Here is a 23,846-nt window from a genome sequence, read left to right on the forward strand (position 1 = left end):
GGGTTTTTTTTTATGTAGAAACAGTGTAAAATAAGTTTTGTGGAGAGAAGTGGTGGATAGTGGAGAGTAAGGGTGAGAAAGTGGGGCTCTGATTATCATGTTCATGGGTGAATACCAACATACGATTGATACAAAAGGGCGCATGATCATCCCTGCTAAATTTAGAGACGGTCTCGGAGAACAGTTTGTGCTGACGAGAGGGCTTGATCAATGTTTATTTGGCTACCCTATGAGTGAGTGGAAACTAATTGAAGAGAAACTCAAAGCACTGCCGCTAACGAAAAAAGATGCACGTGCGTTTACCCGGTTCTTCTTCTCCGGCGCAGTTGAATGCGATCTGGACAAGCAGGGGCGCATTAACATCGCATCAAACCTACTCCAATATGCAAAACTCGAAAAAGAATGTGTGGTCATCGGCGTTTCAAATCGAATTGAGTTGTGGAGTAAGTCGATCTGGGAACAATATACAGAAGAGCAAGAAGATTCTTTTGCTGAAATTGCTGAAAACATGATTGGGTTTGATATATAATAATCCCTTGTGCAGCAAGCTTTCTACACATTCATTTCTATTTGAAAAAGGTGGGACCATAACATCATGTTTCAACATGAGACAGTATTATTAAAAGAAACAGTTGACGGTTTAAACGTCAAAGAAGACGGTACATATGTAGACTGCACGCTGGGCGGAGCAGGTCATAGCTCATATTTACTATCTCAACTATCAGAAAAAGGTACATTGATTGGATTTGACCAAGACGATGCTGCACTGGATCATGCACGAGAGAAGCTCGCAGATTCAAAAGCGAACATTCTTTTCATAAAGAGCAACTTCCGATATTTAAAAGAACGTCTGAATGAACAAGGCATTACAAGCGTAGACGGTGTGATTTTTGACCTTGGGGTTTCATCTCCTCAGCTCGACACACCAGAGAGAGGCTTTAGTTATCACCATGATGCACCTCTTGACATGCGAATGGATCAAACAGCCGCATTGTCGGCAAAACAAGTGGTGAATGAATGGCCATTTGAAGATCTAGTTCGGATTTTCTACAAATATGGGGAAGAAAAATTCAGCAAGCAAATCGCACGCAAAATTGAAGAAGCTAGAAAAAAAGCACCAATTGAAACAACAGGTGAGCTTGTCGACATTATCAAAGAAGGAATTCCCGCACCTGCAAGACGAACTGGCGGACATCCAGCAAAAAGAGTGTTTCAAGCGATCCGAATTGCCGTCAATGATGAATTGAAAGTTTTTGAAGAAGCACTAGAACAAGCAATAGAGTTACTCAATCCGAAGGGGAGAATTTCTGTCATTACATTCCATTCACTTGAAGACCGGATTTGTAAAAGTACATTTAAAGAAATGTCTTCTCTTCCAGAACTTCCGCACGGACTACCAGTGATTCCAGAAGGACTTGAACCAAAACTGAAGCTGATCACGAGAAAACCAATCGTTGCATCAGAACAAGAGCTGGAACATAACAACCGTGCCCGTTCAGCGAAGCTCCGAATTGCAGAGAAAAAGTAAAACGACACCATAGATGATGATAAAAAGGAGGTTTCTTATGAGTAATTTGGCTTACCAAAGAGAAGTAAAACAATATCAAACAGAGCAGCAAGGCCAATCGGTTGTTATTAAAAGAAGAGGTTCTATCACACTTGGTGAAAAAATCTTACTTGTCATGTTTGTCATGGCTCTTATGTGCAGCTCCATTCTCATCATTTCTAAAGCCTTTGCTGTCTATCACGCTAATATCGAAGTACAGAAATTAGAACAGCAAGTAACTTTAGAATCGAAGAAGATCACTGAGCTTCAAAAAGAAAAAGACTTGCTGAGTGAACCGGAGAGAGTCATTGATACTGCGAAAAAAGCAGGCTTAACCATTTCGAAAGATGTTAAGAAGGTCGATTAAGATGGCGATGCCCAAAAAGAATAAAATGATGAACAGAGGCGCGGCAATTGCGAGTATTTGCTTCGCCCTGTTTTTCTTTATCATCCTTGCACGTTTTATCTATATTCAGATTACAGGAACGGTCGATGGCCAAGTGTTAGCCGCAAAGGCAAATGAACAATACCAATCGAAGAAAACACTTGAAGCCAAAAGAGGGTCTATTTTAGACCGAAATGGGAATGTGATTGCAGAGGATACGTCTGTCTATAAGCTCATTGCGATCATGAGTAAGAAAATGACAGTTGATCCAAAGCACCCGATGCATGTCGTCGACAAAGAAAAGACAGCAAAAGAGTTGTCAAAAGTCATTGATATGAGTGAAAGCGAAATTTTAGAGCGTCTGAATACTAAAGGTGCGTTCCAAGTGGAGTTTGGTAAAGCTGGAAAAGACATCAGTTTTTCAACAAAGGAAAAAATTGAAAAGCTAAAGCTTCCAGGAATCGCATTTGAAAAAGACACGAAGCGATATTATCCAAACGGCATGTTTGCTTCCAACTTGATCGGTTATGCAAGATTAGATGAGGCAACGAAGGACATGTCAGGCGCGATGGGACTTGAGAAGGCGCTGAACAAATTTTTAAAAGAAAAAGACGGCTATGTGACATATAACAGTGACAGAAGCGGATGGGCTCTTCCAAATAGTAAAGAAGACATTGTCGCTCCGAAGGATGGAAAAAATGTCACGCTGACCATCGATCAAAAAATCCAAGCGTTCCTTGAAGAAAGTATGACGCAGGTTGCCAAAAAATATAAACCGAAGAAAATCATTGCCACAGTCGTTGACCCAAAAACGGGAAAGGTGCTCGCGATGGGACAGCGGCCAAGCTTTAATTTAAATGAATTAGACATTACGAATTATAACAATGATGTCATTTCATATGCGTTTGAACCAGGTTCAACGATGAAGATCTTTACACTTGCTGCAGCAATCCAAGAAGGGGTCTACCAAGGCAATGATAAATATCAATCTGGTACTTATAAAGTAGGGGGAGGCCTTGTAAAAGACCACAACAATGGAAATGGCTGGGGAAAAATTGACTTTCATGAAGGTGTTCTCCGTTCGTCTAACGTAGCTTTTGCAAAGCTGGCAAAAGAAAAATTAGGCTTCACGCGCTACGAACAATATTTGCAGAAGTTCCATTTCTATGACAAAACAGGTATTGACTTACCGAACGAATCGTCTAGTAAAATCAATTACAGATACGAATATGACAAAGCATCGACGGCTTACGGTCAAGCATCTGCCATTACACCGATTCAACAAATCGAAGCAGCGACAGCGATAGCAAACGGCGGAACGATGATGAAGCCATATGTCATTGATCATATTACAGACCCGAACACAAACAAAACGATTTTACAGCACGAACCAACAGTAGCTGGAAAACCAATTTCCTCTGATACAGCAAAGCAAGTCCGTGACATTTTAGGTGAGGTGGTTTCCTCGAAGATTGGAACAGGCCAGCCTTACCAAATCAAAGGATTTGACGTTGCTGGGAAAACAGGTACAGGACAAATTGGCGGTGCCGGCGGTTATCTCAAGGGAAGAAACGATTATGTCTTTTCATTTATGGGAATGGCGCCAAAAGATGATCCGAAGCTGCTCGTTTATGTAGCTGTACAGCAGCCGCAGCTGTCTGATACAGAAACTGGCTCTGCCCCAGTTGCACAAATCTTTAACCCAGTGATGAAAAATAGTCTGCTATATTTAAATATTGCACCAACAAAAACAGACGATAAAAAATCAGGCGAACAAAAAGTGAAGCAAGAAACAATGCCTTCATTCTTAGATTTAGAAGTGAAGCAGGCGGAAACAGAAGCCAAAAACAAAAACGTAACGCCTGTTGTCATCGGCGAAGGCCTCTCCATTAAACGACAGTGGCCAAGTGCAGGCTCTGAATTCTCTGAAAGCCAGAAAGTTTTCTTGAAAACAGCAGGAAAAACGATAAAAATGCCTGATATGACAGGCTGGTCGAGACGGGAAGTCCTTCAATATGCATCCATTTCCGGTGTGCATATCGAAACAATAGGACAAGGATATGCTGTCAAACAAAGTGTGAAAAGTGGAGCGGAGATTTCAGATAAAGTCGTCACTGTGACATTTAAAAGCCCGAATTAACTGCAAAACCTAGCAAACCACTTGCTAGGTTTTTTCTTTTGCCGAGCGGGATAGACGAGACGTTCTACATAAGGACGGGCTTGCATATGATGGAAACAAGCCATATGTATGTAAGGAGTGAACCGGGCGTGCGAGTATCAAGTGTAACAGTGAGAAAACGATTGCTTTTCGTGCTGCTGTTTGGGGTGATCATTTTTTTCATCATAGATACTAGATTAGGATATGTACAGTTTATTATGGGCGAGAAGCTCACAAGCTTAGCAAAAGATTCATGGAGCAGGAATCTCCCGTTCGAACCAGAAAGGGGAGATATTTTGGACCGAAATGGGGTAGAGCTTGCGACGAACAAAAGTGCCCCATCTATATTGGTCGTCCCGCGGCAAATTAAAGATCCGGCAGAAACAAGCAAGAAACTGGCGGCAGTACTGAATATGTCTGAAGAGAAAGCGTACAAGCACGTCACAAAGAAAACATCCATCGAACGAATTTCTCCAGAAGGCAGAAAAGTATCTCATGAAAAAGCAAAAGAAGTCAGAGAGCTTGATTTAGATGGCGTTTATGTTGCGGAAGACAGCATCAGACACTACCCGTTCGGCAGTTTTCTTTCTCATGTGCTGGGCTTCGCTGGAATTGATAATCAAGGGTTACTTGGACTGGAAGCCTATTATGATGATGACCTAAAAGGTGAAAAAGGCTCTGTCAAGTTCTATTCCGATGCAAAAGGGCAGAAAATGCCAGATGAAGCAGATGACTATACCCCGCCTAAAGATGGTCTTGATATGAAGTTAACTATCGATGCGAAGGTGCAAACCATTATAGAGCGGGAATTAGACAACGCACAGGCAAAATATAACCCAGACGGGATGATTGCAATTGCGATGAATCCGAAGAACGGTGAAGTGCTTGGGATGTCGAGCAGACCGGATTTTGATCCAGCGGATTATCAATCAGTTGACTCGAAAGTGTTTAACCGAAATCTGCCGGTGTGGAGCACATATGAGCCAGGTTCGACGTTTAAAATTATTACGCTTGCAGCAGCACTAGAAGAGAAGAAAGTCAATTTAAAGCGCGATCATTTTTTTGACAGCGGATCTGTAACAGTAGATGGTGCAAGGCTTAGGTGCTGGAAAAAAGGCGGCCACGGATCACAGTCATTTTTAGAAGTGGTTCAAAACTCCTGTAACCCCGGTTTTGTTGAACTAGGTGACCGTCTAGGAAAGGATAAATTATTTTCCTATATTAAAAATTTCGGGTTTGGCCAAAAAACAGGAATCGATCTTCAAGGGGAAGGCCGGGGCATTTTGTTCCCGCTGGACCGGGTTGGCCCTGTAGAGCAGGCGACAACTGCCTTTGGTCAAGGTGTATCTGTTACGCCGATACAGCAAGTAGCTGCCGTAGCAGCTGCGGTAAATGGCGGAACACTCTACACGCCGTACATTGCAAAAGAATGGATAGATCCAATCACAAAAGAGGTAGTGAAAAAGCAATCACCGATTGCCAAAAAGAAAGTGATTTCAGCAGAAACATCCAAAGAAATCAGATATGCGCTTGAAAGTGTAGTCGCTCAAGGAACTGGCCGAAATGCATTTGTTGAAGGATATCGAGTTGGCGGAAAAACAGGGACAGCACAGAAGGTAAAAGACGGCAAGTACATGGAAAATAACCACATAGTGTCGTTTATCGGGTTTGCGCCTGCTGATGATCCGAGTATCGTTGTATATGTGGCTGTAGATAACCCGAAAGGCACTATTCAATTTGGCGGGACAGTTGCTGCACCAATTGTAGGTCATATTATGCGGGACAGCCTGCCTGAGATGGGTGTGAAAAAAAGAAAAGGGCAAATTGAAAAGAAGTACCAGTGGCTGGACACAAAAACCATTGAAGTACCGAATCTTGTAGGGGGATCTGTTTCAGACCTTGAATCCCTCTTGATTAACCTTAAGATCGATGCTTCTGGAACTGGCAGTAAAGTGGTGAAGCAATCACCTGCTGCCGGGACTAAGCTGAAAGAAGGCTCCACCATCAGATTATATTTAAACGATGAATAATAAAGAATGAACAGAGGGTAGCCGCACTCATTCGGCTGCCTCTTTTTGTTGAAAGAGAAGGCCTGTTTGAAAAAAAGAGCCTAAAGTGTGTTTTTTCCAAGAGAAACTTAAGGAATACGCTGGATGTATCCTTTTTTTTACGATAAAATATAGACTGTGTGTTTTTTTCACAAGACATGCACGTGAACGAATTTGAGAGGTTTGATATGAAATGAAATTACAAGAACTCCTTACATACTTTAAAAGTGAAAACAACGAACTAATAAACGAAAATCCTGATATCACTTCCATTGAAATGGATTCAAGAGAGGTGAAAAAAGGAAGCCTTTTTGTCTGTATAAAAGGCTATACAGTAGATGGACACGATTATGCTGAAAAAGCGGTGGAAAGCGGGGCTGCAGCGATTGTAGCAGAACACCCTCTTAACATATCAAATGTACCAGTCATTATTGTAAAACACTCTCAAAGAGCTCTTGCAAGAATAGCTGATGCGTTTTACGAGCAGCCAACACATAAGCTGAATCTCATCGGGATCACAGGAACAAACGGAAAAACTTCGACAACACACATGATTGAACAAATGATGAGAAAAGCCGAAAAGAAAACGGGCTTAATCGGTACGATGTATATGAAGGTGAATGATGACATTCTCGATGTGAAAAACACTACACCTGAAAGTGTCACACTTCAAAAAACCTTTAAACAGATGCTTGACCAAGATGTAGACACAGCCATTATGGAAGTATCATCACATGCACTGCATCTTGGCAGGGTACATGGATGTGATTATGATATTGCCGTTTTCACAAACCTTTCGCAGGACCATCTTGATTATCACAACACAATGGAAGAATATAAACATGCGAAAAGCTTGCTATTCTCACAGCTTGGCAGTGCCTTTCATCACGATAAGCCGAAGCATGCGATTTTAAATGCAGATGATGACGCTTCGAGTTATTATGAAAAAGTGACAGCTGCCGAAGTCATGACATATGGCTTAGAGCAAAAAGCAGATGTAATGGCAAAGAATATTCAAATCAAACCGAAGGGGACTCAATTTGATTTGATCACTCCAATTGGCACAAAAAATGTGACAGTTGCCCTCATCGGTAAGTTTAATGTGTACAACATTCTAGCAGCTGTATCAGTAGGGATTGTATCTGGCTTAACATTTGAAACGATTGTAAGTGCTATTGAAGAGCTGGAGGGAGTCAAAGGCCGATTTGAACTTGTGAACTGTGATCAAGATTTCCCTGTTATCGTCGATTACGCCCATACACCTGACAGCTTAGAAAATGTCCTGACAACGTGTAGAGAATTAACAGAGGGCAAAATTTTCTGTGTGATAGGCTGCGGCGGCGACCGTGATAAAACAAAGCGTCCTCAAATGGCCCAAATCGCTGTGAAGTATGCAGATGAACCTGTATTTACTTCAGACAACCCAAGAAGCGAAGATCCTTCAGCTATTTTAAAGGATATGGAAAATGGGGTGCCAGACGCATATTATCATAGTTTTGTGAATCGCAAACAAGCCATCTTTTTTGCAATTGCCAATGCGAAAAAAGGCGATACAGTCTTAATAGCGGGTAAAGGTCATGAGACATATCAAATCGTCGGCGATCAAGTTTACGATTTTGATGATGCAAAGGTTGCTATGGACGCTATTTTAGATCTAAACAAATCTTAAAATGATGAAAAGAGTGTAATGAAATGAAGCATTTTGTACAAAAACAACATACGAAGAACGCGAATGAATACCTTAATAATGAATGTGATTTTCTGATGGAAAACGGCTTTGGAAATTCGGAAGGAGTAAAGAACGATGCTTGAACAGGTGATATTGTTTACAATCATAATGGGATTTTTAATCAGTGTTCTTTTATCCCCGATTTTTATTCCGTTTTTAAGAAGGCTTAAATTTGGTCAAAGTATTAGAGAAGAAGGGCCACAGTCTCACCAAAAGAAATCAGGTACTCCGACAATGGGCGGAATTATGATTATCTTTTCTATTACCATTACAACGATTGTGATGATCAACAAATTTTCTGAGATTAGTCCAGAAATGTTTTTATTGTTATTTGTTACGCTTGGCTACGGTCTATTAGGATTTTTAGATGATTATATTAAAGTAGCGATGAAACGAAACCTAGGTTTAACATCGAAACAGAAATTAATTGGTCAAATTGTGATCGCAGTGATTTTTTATGCAGTCTTCCATTATTATCAGTTTGCAACGACGATTCGCATTCCAGGAACAGATGTGAGCTTCGATTTAGGATGGGCTTACTTTATCCTTGTCGTTTTCATGCTTGTCGGAGGTTCTAATGCCGTGAACTTAACGGATGGACTGGATGGTCTATTATCTGGAACCGCGGCTATTGCCTTTGGAGCCTTTGCTATATTGGCTTGGAATCAATCACAGTACGATGTAGCGATCTTTTCAGTAGCTGTTGCTGGAGCCGTTCTTGGGTTTCTTGTGTTTAACGCGCATCCTGCAAAAGTATTTATGGGTGATACAGGGTCGCTTGCTTTAGGCGGAGCGATTGTAGCAATTGCGATTTTAACAAAGCTTGAAATTTTACTTGTCATTATTGGAGGAGTATTTGTTGTCGAAACGTTATCCGTTATTCTTCAAGTGATCTCCTTTAAAACAACTGGAAAAAGAATCTTTAAGATGAGTCCGCTTCACCACCACTATGAGTTAGTTGGCTGGTCTGAGTGGAGAGTAGTTGTCACCTTCTGGACTGCTGGTTTATTACTTGCTGTTTTAGGAATTTACATCGAGGTGTGGTTATAATTGAATAAGATGCAAATGTTAAAAAACGAACATGTACTAGTATTAGGTCTTGCAAAAAGCGGATATGCGGCAGCTTCAATTCTTCATGAGCATGGAGTAAATGTCATAGTAAATGACCAAAAGCCGTTTGAAGAAAATGAACCTGCTCAGCTTCTTTCTGAAAAGGGGATTAATGTCGTTTGCGGCAGCCATCCTCTTCGTATGTTCGATGATAAAGAAATTACGATTTTGATTAAAAATCCAGGAATTCCATATGAAAATGTGATGGTTCAAGAAGCGCTTCGCCGACGAATTCCAGTTTGGACGGAAATAGAATTAGCTTATCATTTAACCTCGGCTCCTTTTATTGGGATCACTGGATCAAATGGAAAAACCACTACCACGACTTTGATTTATGAAATGTTGAAACAAGACAGTCAAAAAACTTTAGTGGCAGGTAATATTGGCACAGTGGCCAGCGAAGTCGCTGCAAAGGCAGCTGGCGATGAGTGGATCGTAACTGAACTCTCTTCTTTTCAGTTAATGGGAACAGTTGATTTCAGACCTAAAATCAGCTTAATATTAAATATTTTTGATGCACATTTAGACTATCACCACACTCGTGATGAATATGAAAAAGCAAAGCAGAAAGTATACGCACATCAACTTGAAGATGACATAGCTGTTATTAACCTCGATGATCCATCAGTCGTAAAACTGGCTGAAGCTTCAAAAGCAAAAAAAGTGTTTTTCTCAGTGAAAGAGCAAGTAGAACATGGTGCGTATATTAAAAATGGTGCGATCTACTACATGAATGAACATATCATCGACTTAAAGGATGTTGTTCTTCCTGGTGAGCATAACCAAGAAAATATTTTGGCGGCTATTTGTGTTGTGAAAAATGCAGGCTGTTCAAATGAAGCAATCGCACACGTTCTCACGATATTTAGTGGAGTGAAGCATCGTCTGCAGTTTGTAGATACAATTCAAAGCAGAAAATTCTATAACGATAGTAAAGCCACCAATATACTGGCAACAAGTAAAGCATTGTCAGCTTTTAATCAGCCGACCATTTTACTAGCTGGCGGGCTTGATCGCGGCAATGAATTTGATGAATTGAAACCTTTTATGAAAAATGTAAAAGGAATTATCACATTTGGTGAGACGGCACCTAAGTTTGTGAAGCTTGGTGAAGAACTGGGAATACATCACGTAAAACATGTCGATAATGTTGAACAAGCAGTACCTGCGGCGTTTAACATTTCTGAAGAAGAAGACGTGATTTTATTATCCCCGGCTTGTGCAAGCTGGGATCAACATAAAACATTTGAAGAACGTGGAGACATGTTTGTAAACGCCGTGCATATGCTTAAATAAGGGCTTGTCTCTCGTATGACTGACAGCCCAAATGAAATTATGCTTGGGGTGTCGGTCTCTTGACGAATAAGAAAACTTCTCCGGACTTTTTGCTTGTTGTCATTACGTTACTTTTATTGACGATTGGTTTAATTATGGTGTACAGCGCTAGTGCTGTGTGGGCATCGTATAAATTTGATGATTCGTTTTATTTTGCAAAAAGACAGCTTTTGTTTGCCGGAATCGGAGTTATCGCGATGTTTTTCATTATGCGAGTCGATTATTGGACGTGGCGGACTTGGTCAAAGATATTGATTGCTGTTTGTTTTCTCCTTTTGCTGCTTGTACTTATTCCTGGTATCGGTATGGAGAGAAATGGCTCAAGAAGCTGGATCGGTGTCGGAGCGTTTAGTATTCAGCCCTCTGAATTTATGAAGCTTGCGATGATTGCGTTTCTTGCAAAATTCTTATCTGAAAAACAAAAAAATATCACATCCTTTCGTAAAGGTTTCGCACCAGCATTAGGCATTGTGTTTTCTGCATTTGCCATCATCATGCTGCAGCCAGATTTGGGAACAGGGACGGTAATGGTTGGAACCTGTATTATTATGATATTTGTTTCAGGTGCGAGAATTGCTCACTTTATATTTCTCGGTCTATTAGGGCTCAGCGGATTTGCTGCACTAGTCTTATCAGCGCCCTACCGCATAAAACGAATTACATCGTACTTAAATCCTTGGGAAGATCCACTAGGCAGTGGGTTTCAAATTATTCAATCTTTATACGCTGTTGGTCCAGGCGGTCTGTTCGGAATGGGTCTCGGTCAAAGTAGACAAAAATTCTTTTATTTACCTGAGCCTCAAACAGACTTCATCTTTGCAATATTGTCTGAAGAGCTTGGCTTTATAGGAGGATCACTCATTTTGCTGCTCTTTAGTGTTCTATTATGGAGAGGCATAAGAATAGCACTTGGAGCGCCAGACTTATATGGAAGTTTCCTAGCAGTTGGCATCATTTCAATGGTTGCCATTCAAGTGATGATTAATATCGCAGTTGTTACTGGACTTATCCCTGTGACAGGTATCACGCTCCCATTCCTAAGTTATGGCGGCTCATCACTGACATTAATGCTGATGGCAATTGGCGTACTCTTGAATGTAAGCAGGTACGCTAGATATTAATGCTGCTAGTTCATGAAACCATGATGACATTTATTTTGCAAAAGTACAAAAAAATGATTTGAAGAGTAAAAATGACAGATTTTGTATTGAAAACATGTTTTTTGACTCTTCTTTACAGGTTTTAACGGAGCCCTGTTGTTTAAAACAGGGTTTATACTTTGTTCAGAGCAGAAAAAAATTGAGGGGAAATGGTATAATGCGTATAGTAATCAGTGGAGGCGGAACAGGCGGACATATTTATCCGGCCTTAGCTTTTATTAAAGAAGTGAAAAGACTGCATCCTGATGTAGAATTTTTATATATTGGTACTGAAAATGGACTTGAAAAGAAAATTGTAGAAAGAGAAAATATCCCTTTCAAGTCCATAGAAATTTCAGGTTTTAAAAGAAAGCTTTCCTTTGATAACGTAAAAACGGTGATGAGATTTCTAAAAGGCGTTCAAAAAAGCAAATCTTACTTAAAGGAATTTAAGCCAGATGCGGTCATTGGAACAGGTGGTTATGTGTGCGGCCCTGTTGTTTATGCAGCTTCTAAGCTGAAAATCCCGACCATTATTCACGAACAGAACAGCCTGCCTGGTATCACAAATAAGTTTCTAGCAAGATATGTTGATAAGGTAGCCATCTGCTTTGAAGAAGCAAAGGCACATTTTCCTTCTGAAAAGGTTGTATTTACGGGAAACCCTAGAGCCTCTGAAGTCGTCTCTATAAAAGAGGGGAAATCTCTGAAGGAGTTTGGGCTGGATGAAACGAAAAAAACGGTTCTTATCTTTGGCGGGAGCCGGGGGGCTGCGCCGATTAATAGAGCAGTTATTGACATGCAAGATGCATTAAAGGCTAAGAACTATCAGCTTTTATATATCACAGGTGAGGTTCATTATGAAAAAGTGCTGAACGAACTAAAGGAAAAAGGTGCAGCACCTAATATGATCACAAAGCCTTTCTTGCATCAAATGCCGGAGTACTTGAAATCGATTGATGTGATTGTTGCAAGAGCCGGTGCCACAACGATTGCTGAAGTGACAGCCCTTGGAATTCCAACTATTTTTATTCCAAGCCCATACGTGACGGCAAATCACCAGGAAGTCAATGCAAGATCACTAGAAAAGCATGACGCTGCAATCGTTTTAAGAGAATCAGAGCTTTCTGGAGAAAGCCTCCTTCATGCCATTGATGAAATTGCTGGTAATGAAGAAAAATTAAACGAAATGAGCCGTTTAACAAAAGAACTTGGAGTACCAGATGCGGCTGGACGTTTATATAATGTATTAAAAGAAATTACGACTACATGATGGAATGATATTAGGTAAGGCGGAGGGTAATATGGAGAACTTGAAGAATGAATTATTAGAAGCGCAAGTCGGTAAAGTGCTTGAAAATGAGCCGCTTGCAAATCATACGACAATGAAAATAGGCGGGCCGGCAGATCTATTGATCGTTCCTAAAGATATCGATTCAGTTAAAACGATCATGGATCAGATAAAAAAACACCACGCGGACTGGACGGTTATTGGAAGAGGATCAAATTTACTCGTACTTGATAAAGGAATACGTGGTGTCGTCCTGAAGTTAGGCGCTGGACTTGATCATTTAACTGTAAATGATGAAGAAATTACAGTTGGCGGCGGCTATTCTGTTGTAAGGCTTGCAACGTCTCTTAGTAAGCAGGGGCTCTCAGGGCTGGAATTTGCAGCTGGTATTCCAGGGTCTATTGGCGGCGCTGTTTATATGAACGCAGGTGCGCACGGATCTGATATCAGTAAGATTCTTGTGAAAGCTAGAATCTTATTTGAAGATGGAAGCATCGAGTGGCTAACAAATGAGCAGATGAACTTTAGCTATAGAACGTCTGTCCTTCAAAAGGAACGACCAGGCATTGTTCTCGAGGCCGTGTTTAAGCTCAAACAGGATGATCGCGAGAAAATCACAAAGAAAATGCAGCAAAATAAAGACTATCGCAAGGAAACACAGCCATATAATCGACCATGTGCCGGAAGTATTTTTCGAAATCCGCTGCCTGAATATGCAGGACAGCTTGTAGAAAAAGCGAATTTAAAAGGGTACCAAATTGGCGGAGCAAGAATCTCTGATATGCATGGAAACTTCATTGTGAACGCTGGCGGGGCTACTGCTCAAGACGTGCTGGACTTAATTCAGTACATCCAAAAGAAAATTAAAGATGACTACAATGTAGATATGCATACAGAAGTCGAAATTATCGGTGAAGCAAATTAAAAGCAAGTTTTATGAATGATGGCATCACAGGAAAACAAACGGCATTCTTTCATGCCGTTTGTTTTCTCATCAAAAGATGACCCAAAGGTGTGGACAAGCAGCTTTGAATGGGGTGAAGAATATATATGCGGCCTGATCATGAAAATGAAAAGATCGTCAATATAGAAGAACGAATTCCTAAAATTAAAGAACAAAGGAAGCAGAAAGCGAATCGGAGACTAATCTCTTTTATTCTACTGTTTTTTATCATGGTTTTAATCATTATTTATTTGCAGACACCAATCAGTAAAATTTCTTCTTTAACTATTACGGGTAACGAGCATGTCCCTACAAAACAGCTTGTGAAACTTTCCCAGATTAAAGAAGGCGAAACGGAGTTTTGGAATTTAAATAAAGATTTAACAGCAGATCATATGAAGCAAAACAAACTGATTAAAAGTGTCAGTATCAAAAAACATTTTCCAAATAAGGTTAGTATTGCTGTCAAAGAATATGCCAATATTGCGTATCTTCAAAAGGGAAATCTATACTATGAGCTTCTTGAAAATGGGACAGCATTACCAGAAGAAGTCACACCAAGTCATGCAGGGCCTATTTTTGTTGATTGGGACAATAAAGAGAAGCTGAAGCAAACGGTTAGATCTTTAAATCAGCTGCCAGCCTCTATTCAGGAACTCATCTCAGAAATATATTATGTGCCGACAAGCTCAAACCAGTGGCTCGTTAAATTTTATATGAATGACGGAAACACCGTGATTGCGTCAATTAAAACATTCGCTGATAAAATGAAAACCTACCCGGCCATTGTAAAAGAACTTTCGCCATCTGAAAAAGGCACAATCCATATGGAAGTCGCGACGTATTTTGAAGCGTTTAAATCTAAGAAAAAGGAAGATGAACGTTGAGAGGCAAAACAGTTATATTCTCAATTGTCATGCTTGTTCTTGGTTTTCTGATTTCTTTTTCATACCAATATACTAAGCAGCATCAGGCAGATGTCATTCGCACAGAGCAATGGAAAAAAGAATACTCCTTGAAAAGTCAGCTGACAAAGCAAGAAAAGGCGAATCAGAAACTTGAAAAAGAATTATACAGCCTTCAATCACAGGTTCAAGCTACTGAGTCCAATTTGAAAAATGAAAAAGAACAGTATTTTAATGTATTGGAAGATGTTGAGAAATACAGGATGTTTACAGGAGAGATCGGTGTAAAAGGAAAAGGGGTAAAAGTATCCCTTGAAGATGCATCTTATATCCCAAGTGGACAAAATGTCAATAATTACATTGTTCATGAGAGCCACATTTTTCATGTGATAAACGAACTGTTTATATCAGGAGCCTCTGCCGTATCTATTAATGGACAGAGAATTACACACCAATCATACATACATTGTAACGGCCCAGTTGTCACAGTTGACGGTGTTCAGCATCCAGCACCATTTGTTATTTCTGCTATTGGTGATCCGGCTGTGTTAATACCTGCATTAAATATTGCAGGAGGAGTGGTCGATCAGCTGACAAGTGATCACATTTCGATGACGATTGAAAAAAAGGATATTCGTATGAATCCTCTTTTAAAACACAAAGATTAAAAGTGAAAAGGTGAGTGGTGTTGAGGAAAAAGAAGCCTTTACTTAGTTTGACAGCCTTAATGGTGATATTCGGCATCATGGTCTCCATCCAATTTAATTCATTGCAAAAGCCCAAAGTTCGTGATACTCGCGATGTGTGGGAGCTAAGAGAGGATTTATCTGCATCTAAAAGTAAAGAATTGGATTTACTGAAAGAAATTGATAAATACGATGAAATGCTGAAAAAGTATGGTCGTCAAGGAGATCAATCAAAAGAAGCTCAACTAACTAAAACATTAAAAGATTTAAAAGAAAAGGCTGGTTTTACAGAAGTGACAGGGGAGGGAATTGAAGTTGACATCTCTCAGCTCTTCTCCAAGGATCTGACCGGAGAAGAAGTGAAAAATATCCCGCCTGATCTTCTGAAAAAGCTAATCAACGAAGCCAATATGTATGGGGCAAAACATATTTCCATTAATGACCACCGTGTGATTAATACAAGTGTGATTCGAGATATTAATGGCACGACGAAAATGGATGGCTACAGCTTAGATGGTGATGAAGTGACCATCAAGATGATCAGCGACCAGGCCGACAAATTATACAGCCGTTTAAATGTATCAGATATTGGTGATTTGTTTGCTCAGGAAAATTTCGGCTTAAGTATTAGCCAGCCGAAGCAGCAAATTCAATTAAAAGCATATGACGGTGCAATTCAGTTAAACGAGTTGAAACCTCTTGACGATGTAAAGGAGGGAAAATCTTAATGTGGCTTCCTGTACTTGGCTTAATCATAGGAGTTGCGATCGGTTTCTTAACAAATTTTACGATACCGAATGAGTATTCTAATTATCTTTCCCTCGCTGTACTTGCTGCGCTTGATACATTGATTGGTGGAATCAGGGCACATCTGCAAGGGGCATACGATGAACTAGTGTTTGTATCAGGCTTTTTCTTTAATATTATACTTGCAATAAGTTTAGCTTTTCTGGGCGTCCATCTTGGTGTAGACTTGTATTTAGTCGGAATGTTTGCTTTCGGCGTTAGATTGTTTCAAAATATAGCAGTTATTCGAAGAATTCTACTAACAAAATGGACAATTTCTAGAGAAAAAAAGAAAAAAAGTGAGTCATAAAAAAGGATATACATATGATGTAACGAATATTTTCAGTAATCCTAATAAAAAATGTTGATTTTTTAAGTTTTGTTACACACTTGTAAAAACACATTCATTGTATTGTTGTTCAGCAAATAATAGAATAGAAAGTATTGATATGTGAGGAGGTGCCATAGAATGAACAACAATGAAATTTACGTCAGCCTTGACATCGGTACATCCAATATAAAAGTCATCGTCGGAGAAATGGCGGATGATTCGCTTAACATTATAGGTGTTGGAAATGTCCCTTCAGAAGGGTTAAAAAAAGGATCGATTGTTGATATAGATGAGACAGTTCATTCTATTAGACAAGCATTTGAACAGGCTGAGAGAATGGTAGGTTTTCCTTTACAAAAGGCGATTGTCGGAATTAACGGAAACCACATTCATATTCAGAATACGAGCGGCGTGGTCGCAGTATCTAGTGAAAACAAAGAAATACATGCTGAAGATGTGAGACGTGTCTTAGATGCTGCACAGGTAGTATCTATTCCTCAAGAACATCTCGTCGTAGACGTCATCCCGAGACAATTTATCGTCGACGGAAGAGATGAGATCACTGATCCGAAAAAAATGCTTGGTGTTCGGCTAGAGGTGGATGGATCGTTAATTACAGGTTCTAAAACGATTCTACATAACTGGCTCCGATGTGTAGAAAGAGCTGGAATTGAAATTATGGATATTTGCTTGCAGCCGCTCGCATCGGGCTCAGCAGCATTATCGAAAGATGAAAAAAATCTAGGGGTAGCTCTCGTCGATATTGGCGGCGGATCTACAACGATTTCCGTATTTGAAAACGGGCATCTCTATTCTACTCACAGTATCCCTTTGGGCGGAGAGAACATTACAAAAGACTTGTCTATAGGACTTAGAACGTCTACTGAAGAAGCTGAACGAATCAAAAAACAATTTGGACATGCGTTTTATGATGAGGCATCGTCTGAGGAAACATTTGAAGTTTCTGTTATCGGTACCGATCAGAAACAGACGTATACACAGCTTGAAGCGGCTAATATCATCGAAGCTCGGCTGGAAGAAATCTTGCTCTTTGTGGCAGAGGAATTAAGAAATATGGGTGTCCAAGATTTGCCTGGCGGATTCGTTTTAACAGGTGGACAGGCAGCTATACCAGGTATCCTTTCTCTTGCACAAACGGTCTTGCAAAACAATGTTAGAATTGCAAGTCCGAATTATATTGGGGTGAGAGAACCTCAGTATATGACAGGAGTGGGTCTAATTCACTTTGCTTATCGCAATGCAAAGATTCAGGGCAGACAGGTTGGATTCCAAATGCCGGATGAGGCGTTTCATGAAGTAGGCGCATCCATGGAGCCGGTTTCTTCTGCACAACAAGTGAAAGAAGCGCAGCCAAGACCGAAAGTAAAACAAAAAGCACAAGAAGAGACAAATAAAAAACCGGGCAAAATGAAAAAACTATTTAATATGTTCTGGGAATAGAATTAGATTTTCGACGGATTAGGAGGATTCAGCATGTTGGAGTTTGAAACAAATATAGACGGCCTAGCATCAATTAAAGTAATCGGAGTAGGTGGAGGCGGAAATAACGCTGTCAACCGCATGATCGAAAATGACGTACAAGGTGTCGATTTCATTGCAGTCAATACAGATGCACAGGCTTTAAATCTATCAAAAGCAGAAACGAAAATGCAAATCGGTGCTAAGCTGACAAGAGGGCTTGGAGCAGGTGCGAATCCTGAAGTCGGTAAAAAAGCTGCTGAGGAAAGCAAAGAACAGATTGAAGAAGTATTAAAAGGCGCAGACATGGTCTTTGTTACTGCTGGTATGGGCGGTGGAACTGGTACGGGTGCTGCACCTGTCATTGCAAAAATCGCAAAAGATTCTGGTGCATTGACAGTTGGAGTCGTGACTCGTCCTTTCACATTTGAAGGAAGAAAGCGTCAGCTTCAAGCCGTCGAAGGAATTGCTTCTATGAAAGAAGCAGTTGACACATTAATCGTCATTCCAAACGATCGCTTGCTTGAAATTGTTGATAAAAACACGCCAATGCTTGAAGCATTCCGTGCAGCAGATAACGTGCTACGACAAGGTGTTCAAGGGATCTCAGATCTTATTGCTACACCAGGTTTAATTAACCTTGACTTTGCTGACGTGAAAACGATCATGTCCAATAAAGGTTCTGCTCTTATGGGTATTGGTGTCGCAACAGGTGAAAATCGTGCTGCTGAAGCTGCGAAGAAAGCTATTTCTTCACCACTTCTAGAAACGGCGATTGACGGTGCACAAGGTGTCATCATGAATATTACTGGTGGTACGAACCTAAGTCTTTATGAAGTACAAGAAGCAGCGGACATTGTTGCTTCTGCATCTGATGAAGATGTAAACATGATTTTCGGGTCTGTCATTAATGATAATTTGAAGGATGAAATTGTGGTAACTGTTATCGCTACTGGATTTATTGAGCAAGAGCCAGAAGTGACAAAACCACAAAGAAATCCATTAGGACAAGGATTAAAGCAAAATCAATCCATTCCTCAAAAGCGTGAAGTAAAACGTGAGGAACATCAGCAGCCATCATCTCAACCGAGACAAAATACACAATCAAGCGATGATACGCTGGATATCCCAACGTTCTTGCGCAACCGTAATAAACGCTAATCGAGTATCACTCATCCCCTTCCACTGGAAGGGGATTTTTTCATGTCCAATATATTAAGTAACCCGCATCTCTTCTGATCAAAAAGTATTAAATGTGTCTTGATAACTTTATTCAACATATGCATTTCGACTTAGAGTGATTAAGTAAAAAGAATCATTTTTAAATCCTATTACAAAAAGCGACAAAATGATGAACTTTATTTGACTACATTAAATAGAACACCATGAATCTTGTCATGAACAAAGGAAAGGGAGGCGTGAAACCCATACACTGTTTGACCATTTGAGGAGGAGGGATTTGATTGAAAGTGAAGTTTCGCAAAACCGCCGGCTATCGTTTGATGAGTCTTTTGGTGATTGGTACTTTAACGATGACAAGCTTTGGGATGGTTCAAGCAAAATCGACTTCTACCTCATATCAAGAGGAAGCTGTTTCCTCCAAGAAAACAAAAGCAAAGATCTCATCTAGATTAATGAAACAGTTTCAACAAGAAGACAAGGTGACCTTTTTAGTCAAAATGAAGGAACAAACCAATGTCAAAAAAGTGGCGAAGGATGCTGTGTCAAAAGCCAAAAAACAGAAGTTAACAGTAGCTAAAACGCAGTACACAAAAAGATCAGCAGTCGTATCAGAACTAAGAGCGACGTCTGAAGAGACGCAGGAAGCGCTGCTTGCTTATTTACAAAAGGCACAAAAGAAAAAGCAAGTGAAGGATTTTCATTCGTACTATATTGTGAATGGTCTCGCTGTGACGGGAACGAAAGAAGTCATGGAAAAGGTGGCTTCCTTCCCAGAAGTAGATCAAGTGCTGCCAAATGAAATCCGTCAAATCCATCGTCCTGTTGATTTGAAGACTTCAAAGAAAAACAAACAATTCAAAGCAGCAGATGGAATCGAGTGGAACATTTCTCAAGTTCATGCCCCAGAAGCATGGGCTTTAGGCTATGACGGAACTGGTACGGTTGTGGCAAGTATTGACACAGGTGTGGAATGGGATCATCCTGCATTAAAAGAAAAATACCGCGGATTTGACCCTGCACGTCCAAATGAACCTTCACATGAATTCAATTGGTACGATGCAACGACAGGTTCTAAAGCGCCATACGATGATTTAGAGCATGGTACACATGTAACGGGAACGATGGTTGGCTCTGAGCCAAATGGAGAGAATCAAATTGGAGTCGCACCAGGTGCAAAATGGATTGCGGTGAAAGCTTTCTCAGAAGATGGTGGATCAGATGCTGATCTGCTTGACGCAGGTGAATGGATTTTAGCCCCAAAAGATGAAAACGGAACCCCTCATCCAGAAAAGGCGCCAGATGTGGTCAATAATTCTTGGGGCGGTGGGCCTGGTCTTGATGATTGGTATAAAGATGTGGTCAATGCTTGGAGAGCAGCGGACATCTTCCCAGAGTTTTCAGCTGGTAATACGGATTTATTTAACCCTGGCGGTGAGGGATCTATTGCAAATCCTGCGAACTATCCCGAAGCCTTTGCGACGGGTGCAACAGATCAAAACAACAAACTGGGTTCTTTCTCTTTGCAAGGCCCTTCTCCATATGGCGTCATGAAACCAGATATTGCTGCCCCAGGGGTAAACATTCGTTCTTCTATTCCTGGGAAAGGGTATGAGGATGGCTGGAATGGAACCTCGATGGCAGGTCCGCATGTTTCAGCTGTTGTGGCTCTTCTGCGCCAAGTACAGTCAGATCTGTCTGTTGAAGAGATCGAAGAAATTCTCATTGATACTGCAAAACCGCTGACAGATCAACAATTCCCGGAATCCCCTAACAATGGCTATGGGGCAGGATTAGTTGATGCAAAAGAAGCCATCACAGCATTAACAGATGGAATTGGCAAGATTGAAGGACAGGTAACAAAAGAAGGAGAAGATACAGAACCACCTGTTTTTTCTCATAAAGGACCGAATGAAATTTTTGCCTCTACGCCAACACCTCTAAGTATTACAGCAGAAGATGAAGTAGCTGTGACAAATGTCTCCTTGAGCTATCAAGTGGATCAAGGGAAAAGGGAGACGCTGCAAGCAAAACGAACGGATGGAAATCATTTAAAAGGGACATATGTTGTCCAGCTCCCAGAACTTGAGGGAGAAAACGTCACATACCGATGGATGGTGAAAGATTTTGGAGGAAATGAAGCTGCATCAGAACCGTATACGCTTCCGATTAAAACATCCATCACGACTGGCTACTCGCAAGATTTTGAAGCTTGGCCAAGTGGGTGGTTCAGTGGTGGAACAAAAGATCCTTGGCAGTGGGGGAAGCCGACCACAGGTCCGAAACAAGCCTTTACTGGAGATCATGTCTACGCCACAAACCTAGACAGTCCGTATGAAAATCAAACAGATGCTCATTTATCTATGCCGATGATTGCTGTACCTGAGTCAGGCTCCTCCTTTTTACAATATCAATACTGGCATGACCTTGAAGCAAATTATGACTATGTGCATATTCATGTGCAGCCTGAGGGGGAAGATGCTGTCCAAGTGGCAGCCTACACAGGCAAAACAAGTGGATGGACAAAAGGAGAAGTAGATTTATCTGCTTACAAAGGTCAGAACGTGAGAGTTATTTTTCAGCTAAGAACGGATGGCAGTGTAACAAAAGACGGTTTTTATTTAGATGATGTGAAAATAACAGATCAAGCCTTGCCTCAAAAGGCAAAGAAACAGCTTGGCATCATCAAAAAAGAAAAGCCATCACGGGAGCAGAAGAAACCCGTCGATCCGAAAAGGGCAAAGCCTGCTAAACTAAAAGAAAAACATGTCCAGATGAAAAAGGAAAAAAGCTTAGATGCTCCGTCTATCAAAGCTCTTCCGATGAAGGCAGAAATCAGTGTTCTTGAAAGCGGCAAGTCCACGTACACTGATGAAGCGACAGGGAGATATCAGCTTTCTCATGGTGCAGGGGAATTTACAGTGAAAGCTGAAGCATATGGCTTTGAATCACGCACACAAAAAGTCAATATTTCTGCAAATGATCAGGCAGAGGCAAATTTCTCGTTACAGCCATTAGAAAAACGAACGATATCTGGCACAATTGTCAATGAAACAACGGGTGAAAAAGTAAAGGATGCTACGGTTTATCTTGTAGAGGATGCGAAAATTGAGCCGGTGAAAACAGATGAATCTGGCGAGTTTTCTCTAGAGGCATTGAGCGGTGTGTATACAGTCAAAGTATTTGCGAAAGGGTTTAAAGGATATTCGTTTACAGCCGATGTGACAGAAAAGCCGCTTGAAAAAGCAATCAAGCTGGAACCTTTCATCGGTTTTGCCGGCGAAATCGGCTACGATGACGGAACAGCTGAAAATGCGCGGGCGTTCTATGATCCTGGTAATGGCTGGGCGGTGAAATTTTCATTAGAAAAAGGGAAGAAACAAGCACAGGTCACAGGGGGGCTTTTCCGTTTCTGGACAACAGAGTGGCCAGCCCCTGGCGGGAATGAATTTGCGGTTGAAGTGTATGATGCTTCTGGGAAGGACGGCGCTCCAGGTGAGAAAATTGCGGGACCTTTTAAAGCAAATGCGCTGCGTAATGGTGAATGGACAAAAGTAGATTTAGAAGATCAAGCCATTACGGTGAATGGAGATTTCTATCTTGTCTATATTCAAACGAAAAAGAATACGGAATCTCCAGGCCTTGCAACAGATGAAGATGGACCAAATGCTGAAAGAAGCTGGCAGCTGACAAGCGGTGCCTTTTCTCCTTCTCCAAAAGAAGAGGGGAATTATATGATTCGTGCGCTTGTCCAATATGAAGCAGATGTGCCAGAAATAACATCTCCAAAGGCTGGAACGATCACGAACAAAGATGAACTGGAGATCGAAGGTAAAGCCTCTCCAGGGCTTGATGTAGCGATCTATCAAAACAATAAAGAGATTGCTAAAGTGAAAGCAGATCAGTCGGGTGCTTTCAAAGAGAAGGTTACAGTGTCAAGCGGAGAGCATGTATTCACGGCTGCTACTGTTACGGATAAAGGCGCAACGAAAAAATCCAAATCAGTCAAGGTGATCATTGATCAAACAGCCCCAGTGTTAACGATAGATACACCAAAAAAAGGGGAAAAGTCTAACAAAGAATCACTCACTGTAGAAGGAAAGGTAACGGATGATCATCTTGATCAAGTCACTGTGAATGGAAAAAAAGCAGCCGTAAAAGATGGGGAATATTCTGCAAGAATCCTGCTTGAGAACGGGGAAAATACGATCAAAGTTACAGCAAAAGATGCAGCAGGAAACAAAACGACTAAAAAAGTCGATATCGATGTTCAATACGAAGCACCTGAGATTTCAAAGCTGACACCAGCAGAGAATGTCAATCTATCATCAGGTGAGTCTGTTAAAATTTCATTTAACAGCAGAGAAAAGCTAGACGCAACGTTTGTCATTCACATGCCGCTGACAAACGCGAGATCAAAGCTGCAAAATACAACAGAGCTGCCGCTTCGCGAGGTAGCTAACGGAAGATATGAAGGCTACTGGACAGCTACCTCTACTGCCAAAGCAAAAGGAGCAGTCATTGAAGTGATTGTGCGGGATGATTATGGAAATGTCACACGACAAAAGGCTCCAGGCACATTAAATATCAATGAAAAATAACCCTTAAGAAAGGCACGACTCCTTGGAGCGTGTCTTTTTCGTTTCGAATGATTGTTTGTAAGTTTGTCCGGAAGCACACTCTCTTTCTTTGTGCTCTCATTCCTCGACAAAAACAATAACAATCCACCAAAAGTTCTCTATCATCCCCAACAAGAATTGACAGACTTCCATCTCTTGGCTGTTTTATACTGGTAC

Annotated in this window: 18 protein-coding genes; all 18 read left to right on the forward strand. The window is 40.9% G+C overall.

Going from position 1 to position 23,846, the window contains the following annotated elements; genetic code table 11:
• Positions 1-97: 97 nt before the first annotated feature.
• A complete protein-coding gene (mraZ, locus tag M1D81_RS07565) occupies positions 98-529 on the forward strand; it encodes a division/cell wall cluster transcriptional repressor MraZ (protein ID WP_003211163.1) in 432 nt (143 codons plus the stop codon).
• Between the two features lie 66 nt (positions 530-595).
• Entirely contained in the window at positions 596-1,528 is a 933-nt protein-coding gene (rsmH, locus tag M1D81_RS07570) for a 16S rRNA (cytosine(1402)-N(4))-methyltransferase RsmH (protein ID WP_024426925.1), read from the forward strand.
• 37 nt (positions 1,529-1,565) lie between these two features.
• Entirely contained in the window at positions 1,566-1,913 is a 348-nt protein-coding gene (gene ftsL / locus M1D81_RS07575) for a cell division protein FtsL (protein ID WP_456265146.1), read from the forward strand.
• Between the two features lie 7 nt (positions 1,914-1,920).
• On the forward strand, positions 1,921-4,071 hold the full coding sequence (locus M1D81_RS07580) for a penicillin-binding protein (protein ID WP_456267145.1): 2,151 nt from the start codon (positions 1,921-1,923) through the stop codon (positions 4,069-4,071).
• 128 nt (positions 4,072-4,199) lie between these two features.
• A complete protein-coding gene (locus M1D81_RS07585; protein WP_456265145.1) occupies positions 4,200-6,119 on the forward strand; it encodes a stage V sporulation protein D in 1,920 nt (639 codons plus the stop codon).
• Positions 6,120-6,330: 211 nt separating this feature from the next.
• Positions 6,331-7,806, forward strand: coding sequence for a UDP-N-acetylmuramoyl-L-alanyl-D-glutamate--2,6-diaminopimelate ligase (locus tag M1D81_RS07590; RefSeq protein ID WP_456265144.1), 1,476 nt, complete (start codon positions 6,331-6,333; stop codon positions 7,804-7,806).
• Positions 7,807-7,941: 135 nt separating this feature from the next.
• Positions 7,942-8,916 carry a phospho-N-acetylmuramoyl-pentapeptide-transferase gene (gene mraY, locus M1D81_RS07595; RefSeq protein WP_003211854.1) on the forward strand — a complete coding sequence of 325 codons (975 nt, stop codon included), beginning with the start codon at positions 7,942-7,944 and terminating at the stop codon, positions 8,914-8,916.
• A gap of 9 nt (positions 8,917-8,925) precedes the next feature.
• Positions 8,926-10,272 (forward strand): UDP-N-acetylmuramoyl-L-alanine--D-glutamate ligase, encoded by a 1,347-nt coding sequence (gene murD / locus M1D81_RS07600; RefSeq protein ID WP_456267144.1) that lies wholly within the window; start codon positions 8,926-8,928, stop codon positions 10,270-10,272.
• 59 nt (positions 10,273-10,331) lie between these two features.
• Positions 10,332-11,432 (forward strand): stage V sporulation protein E, encoded by a 1,101-nt coding sequence (spoVE, locus tag M1D81_RS07605; RefSeq protein ID WP_024424259.1) that lies wholly within the window; start codon positions 10,332-10,334, stop codon positions 11,430-11,432.
• Positions 11,433-11,628: 196 nt separating this feature from the next.
• Positions 11,629-12,723, forward strand: coding sequence for an undecaprenyldiphospho-muramoylpentapeptide beta-N-acetylglucosaminyltransferase (gene murG, locus M1D81_RS07610; protein WP_456265143.1), 1,095 nt, complete (start codon positions 11,629-11,631; stop codon positions 12,721-12,723).
• 31 nt (positions 12,724-12,754) lie between these two features.
• Positions 12,755-13,666, forward strand: coding sequence for a UDP-N-acetylmuramate dehydrogenase (gene murB / locus M1D81_RS07615; protein WP_024426930.1), 912 nt, complete (start codon positions 12,755-12,757; stop codon positions 13,664-13,666).
• Positions 13,667-13,791: 125 nt separating this feature from the next.
• Positions 13,792-14,571: a cell division protein FtsQ/DivIB gene (locus tag M1D81_RS07620; RefSeq protein ID WP_456265142.1), complete on the forward strand. Its 780-nt coding sequence runs from the start codon at positions 13,792-13,794 to the stop codon at positions 14,569-14,571.
• Positions 14,568-15,257, forward strand: a complete 690-nt coding sequence (locus M1D81_RS07625) for a DUF881 domain-containing protein (RefSeq protein WP_024424255.1) — start codon at positions 14,568-14,570, stop codon at positions 15,255-15,257. The genes M1D81_RS07620 and M1D81_RS07625 overlap by 4 nt, the downstream gene beginning before the upstream one ends.
• A 20-nt stretch (positions 15,258-15,277) precedes the next feature.
• Positions 15,278-16,003, forward strand: coding sequence for a DUF881 domain-containing protein (locus M1D81_RS07630; protein WP_041117315.1), 726 nt, complete (start codon positions 15,278-15,280; stop codon positions 16,001-16,003).
• Positions 16,003-16,371 carry a small basic family protein gene (locus M1D81_RS07635; protein WP_003210988.1) on the forward strand — a complete coding sequence of 123 codons (369 nt, stop codon included), beginning with the start codon at positions 16,003-16,005 and terminating at the stop codon, positions 16,369-16,371. The genes M1D81_RS07630 and M1D81_RS07635 overlap by 1 nt, the downstream gene beginning before the upstream one ends.
• 159 nt (positions 16,372-16,530) lie before the next feature.
• Entirely contained in the window at positions 16,531-17,853 is a 1,323-nt protein-coding gene (ftsA, locus tag M1D81_RS07640) for a cell division protein FtsA (RefSeq protein ID WP_456265141.1), read from the forward strand.
• 33 nt (positions 17,854-17,886) lie between these two features.
• On the forward strand, positions 17,887-19,032 hold the full coding sequence (gene ftsZ, locus M1D81_RS07645) for a cell division protein FtsZ (protein ID WP_024424252.1): 1,146 nt from the start codon (positions 17,887-17,889) through the stop codon (positions 19,030-19,032).
• 302 nt (positions 19,033-19,334) lie between these two features.
• Positions 19,335-23,651, forward strand: a complete 4,317-nt coding sequence (locus M1D81_RS07650) for a S8 family serine peptidase (RefSeq protein WP_456265140.1) — start codon at positions 19,335-19,337, stop codon at positions 23,649-23,651.
• Positions 23,652-23,846 lie beyond the last annotated feature (195 nt).

The sequence above is a fragment of the Bacillus sp. JZ105 genome (assembly GCF_053903125.1).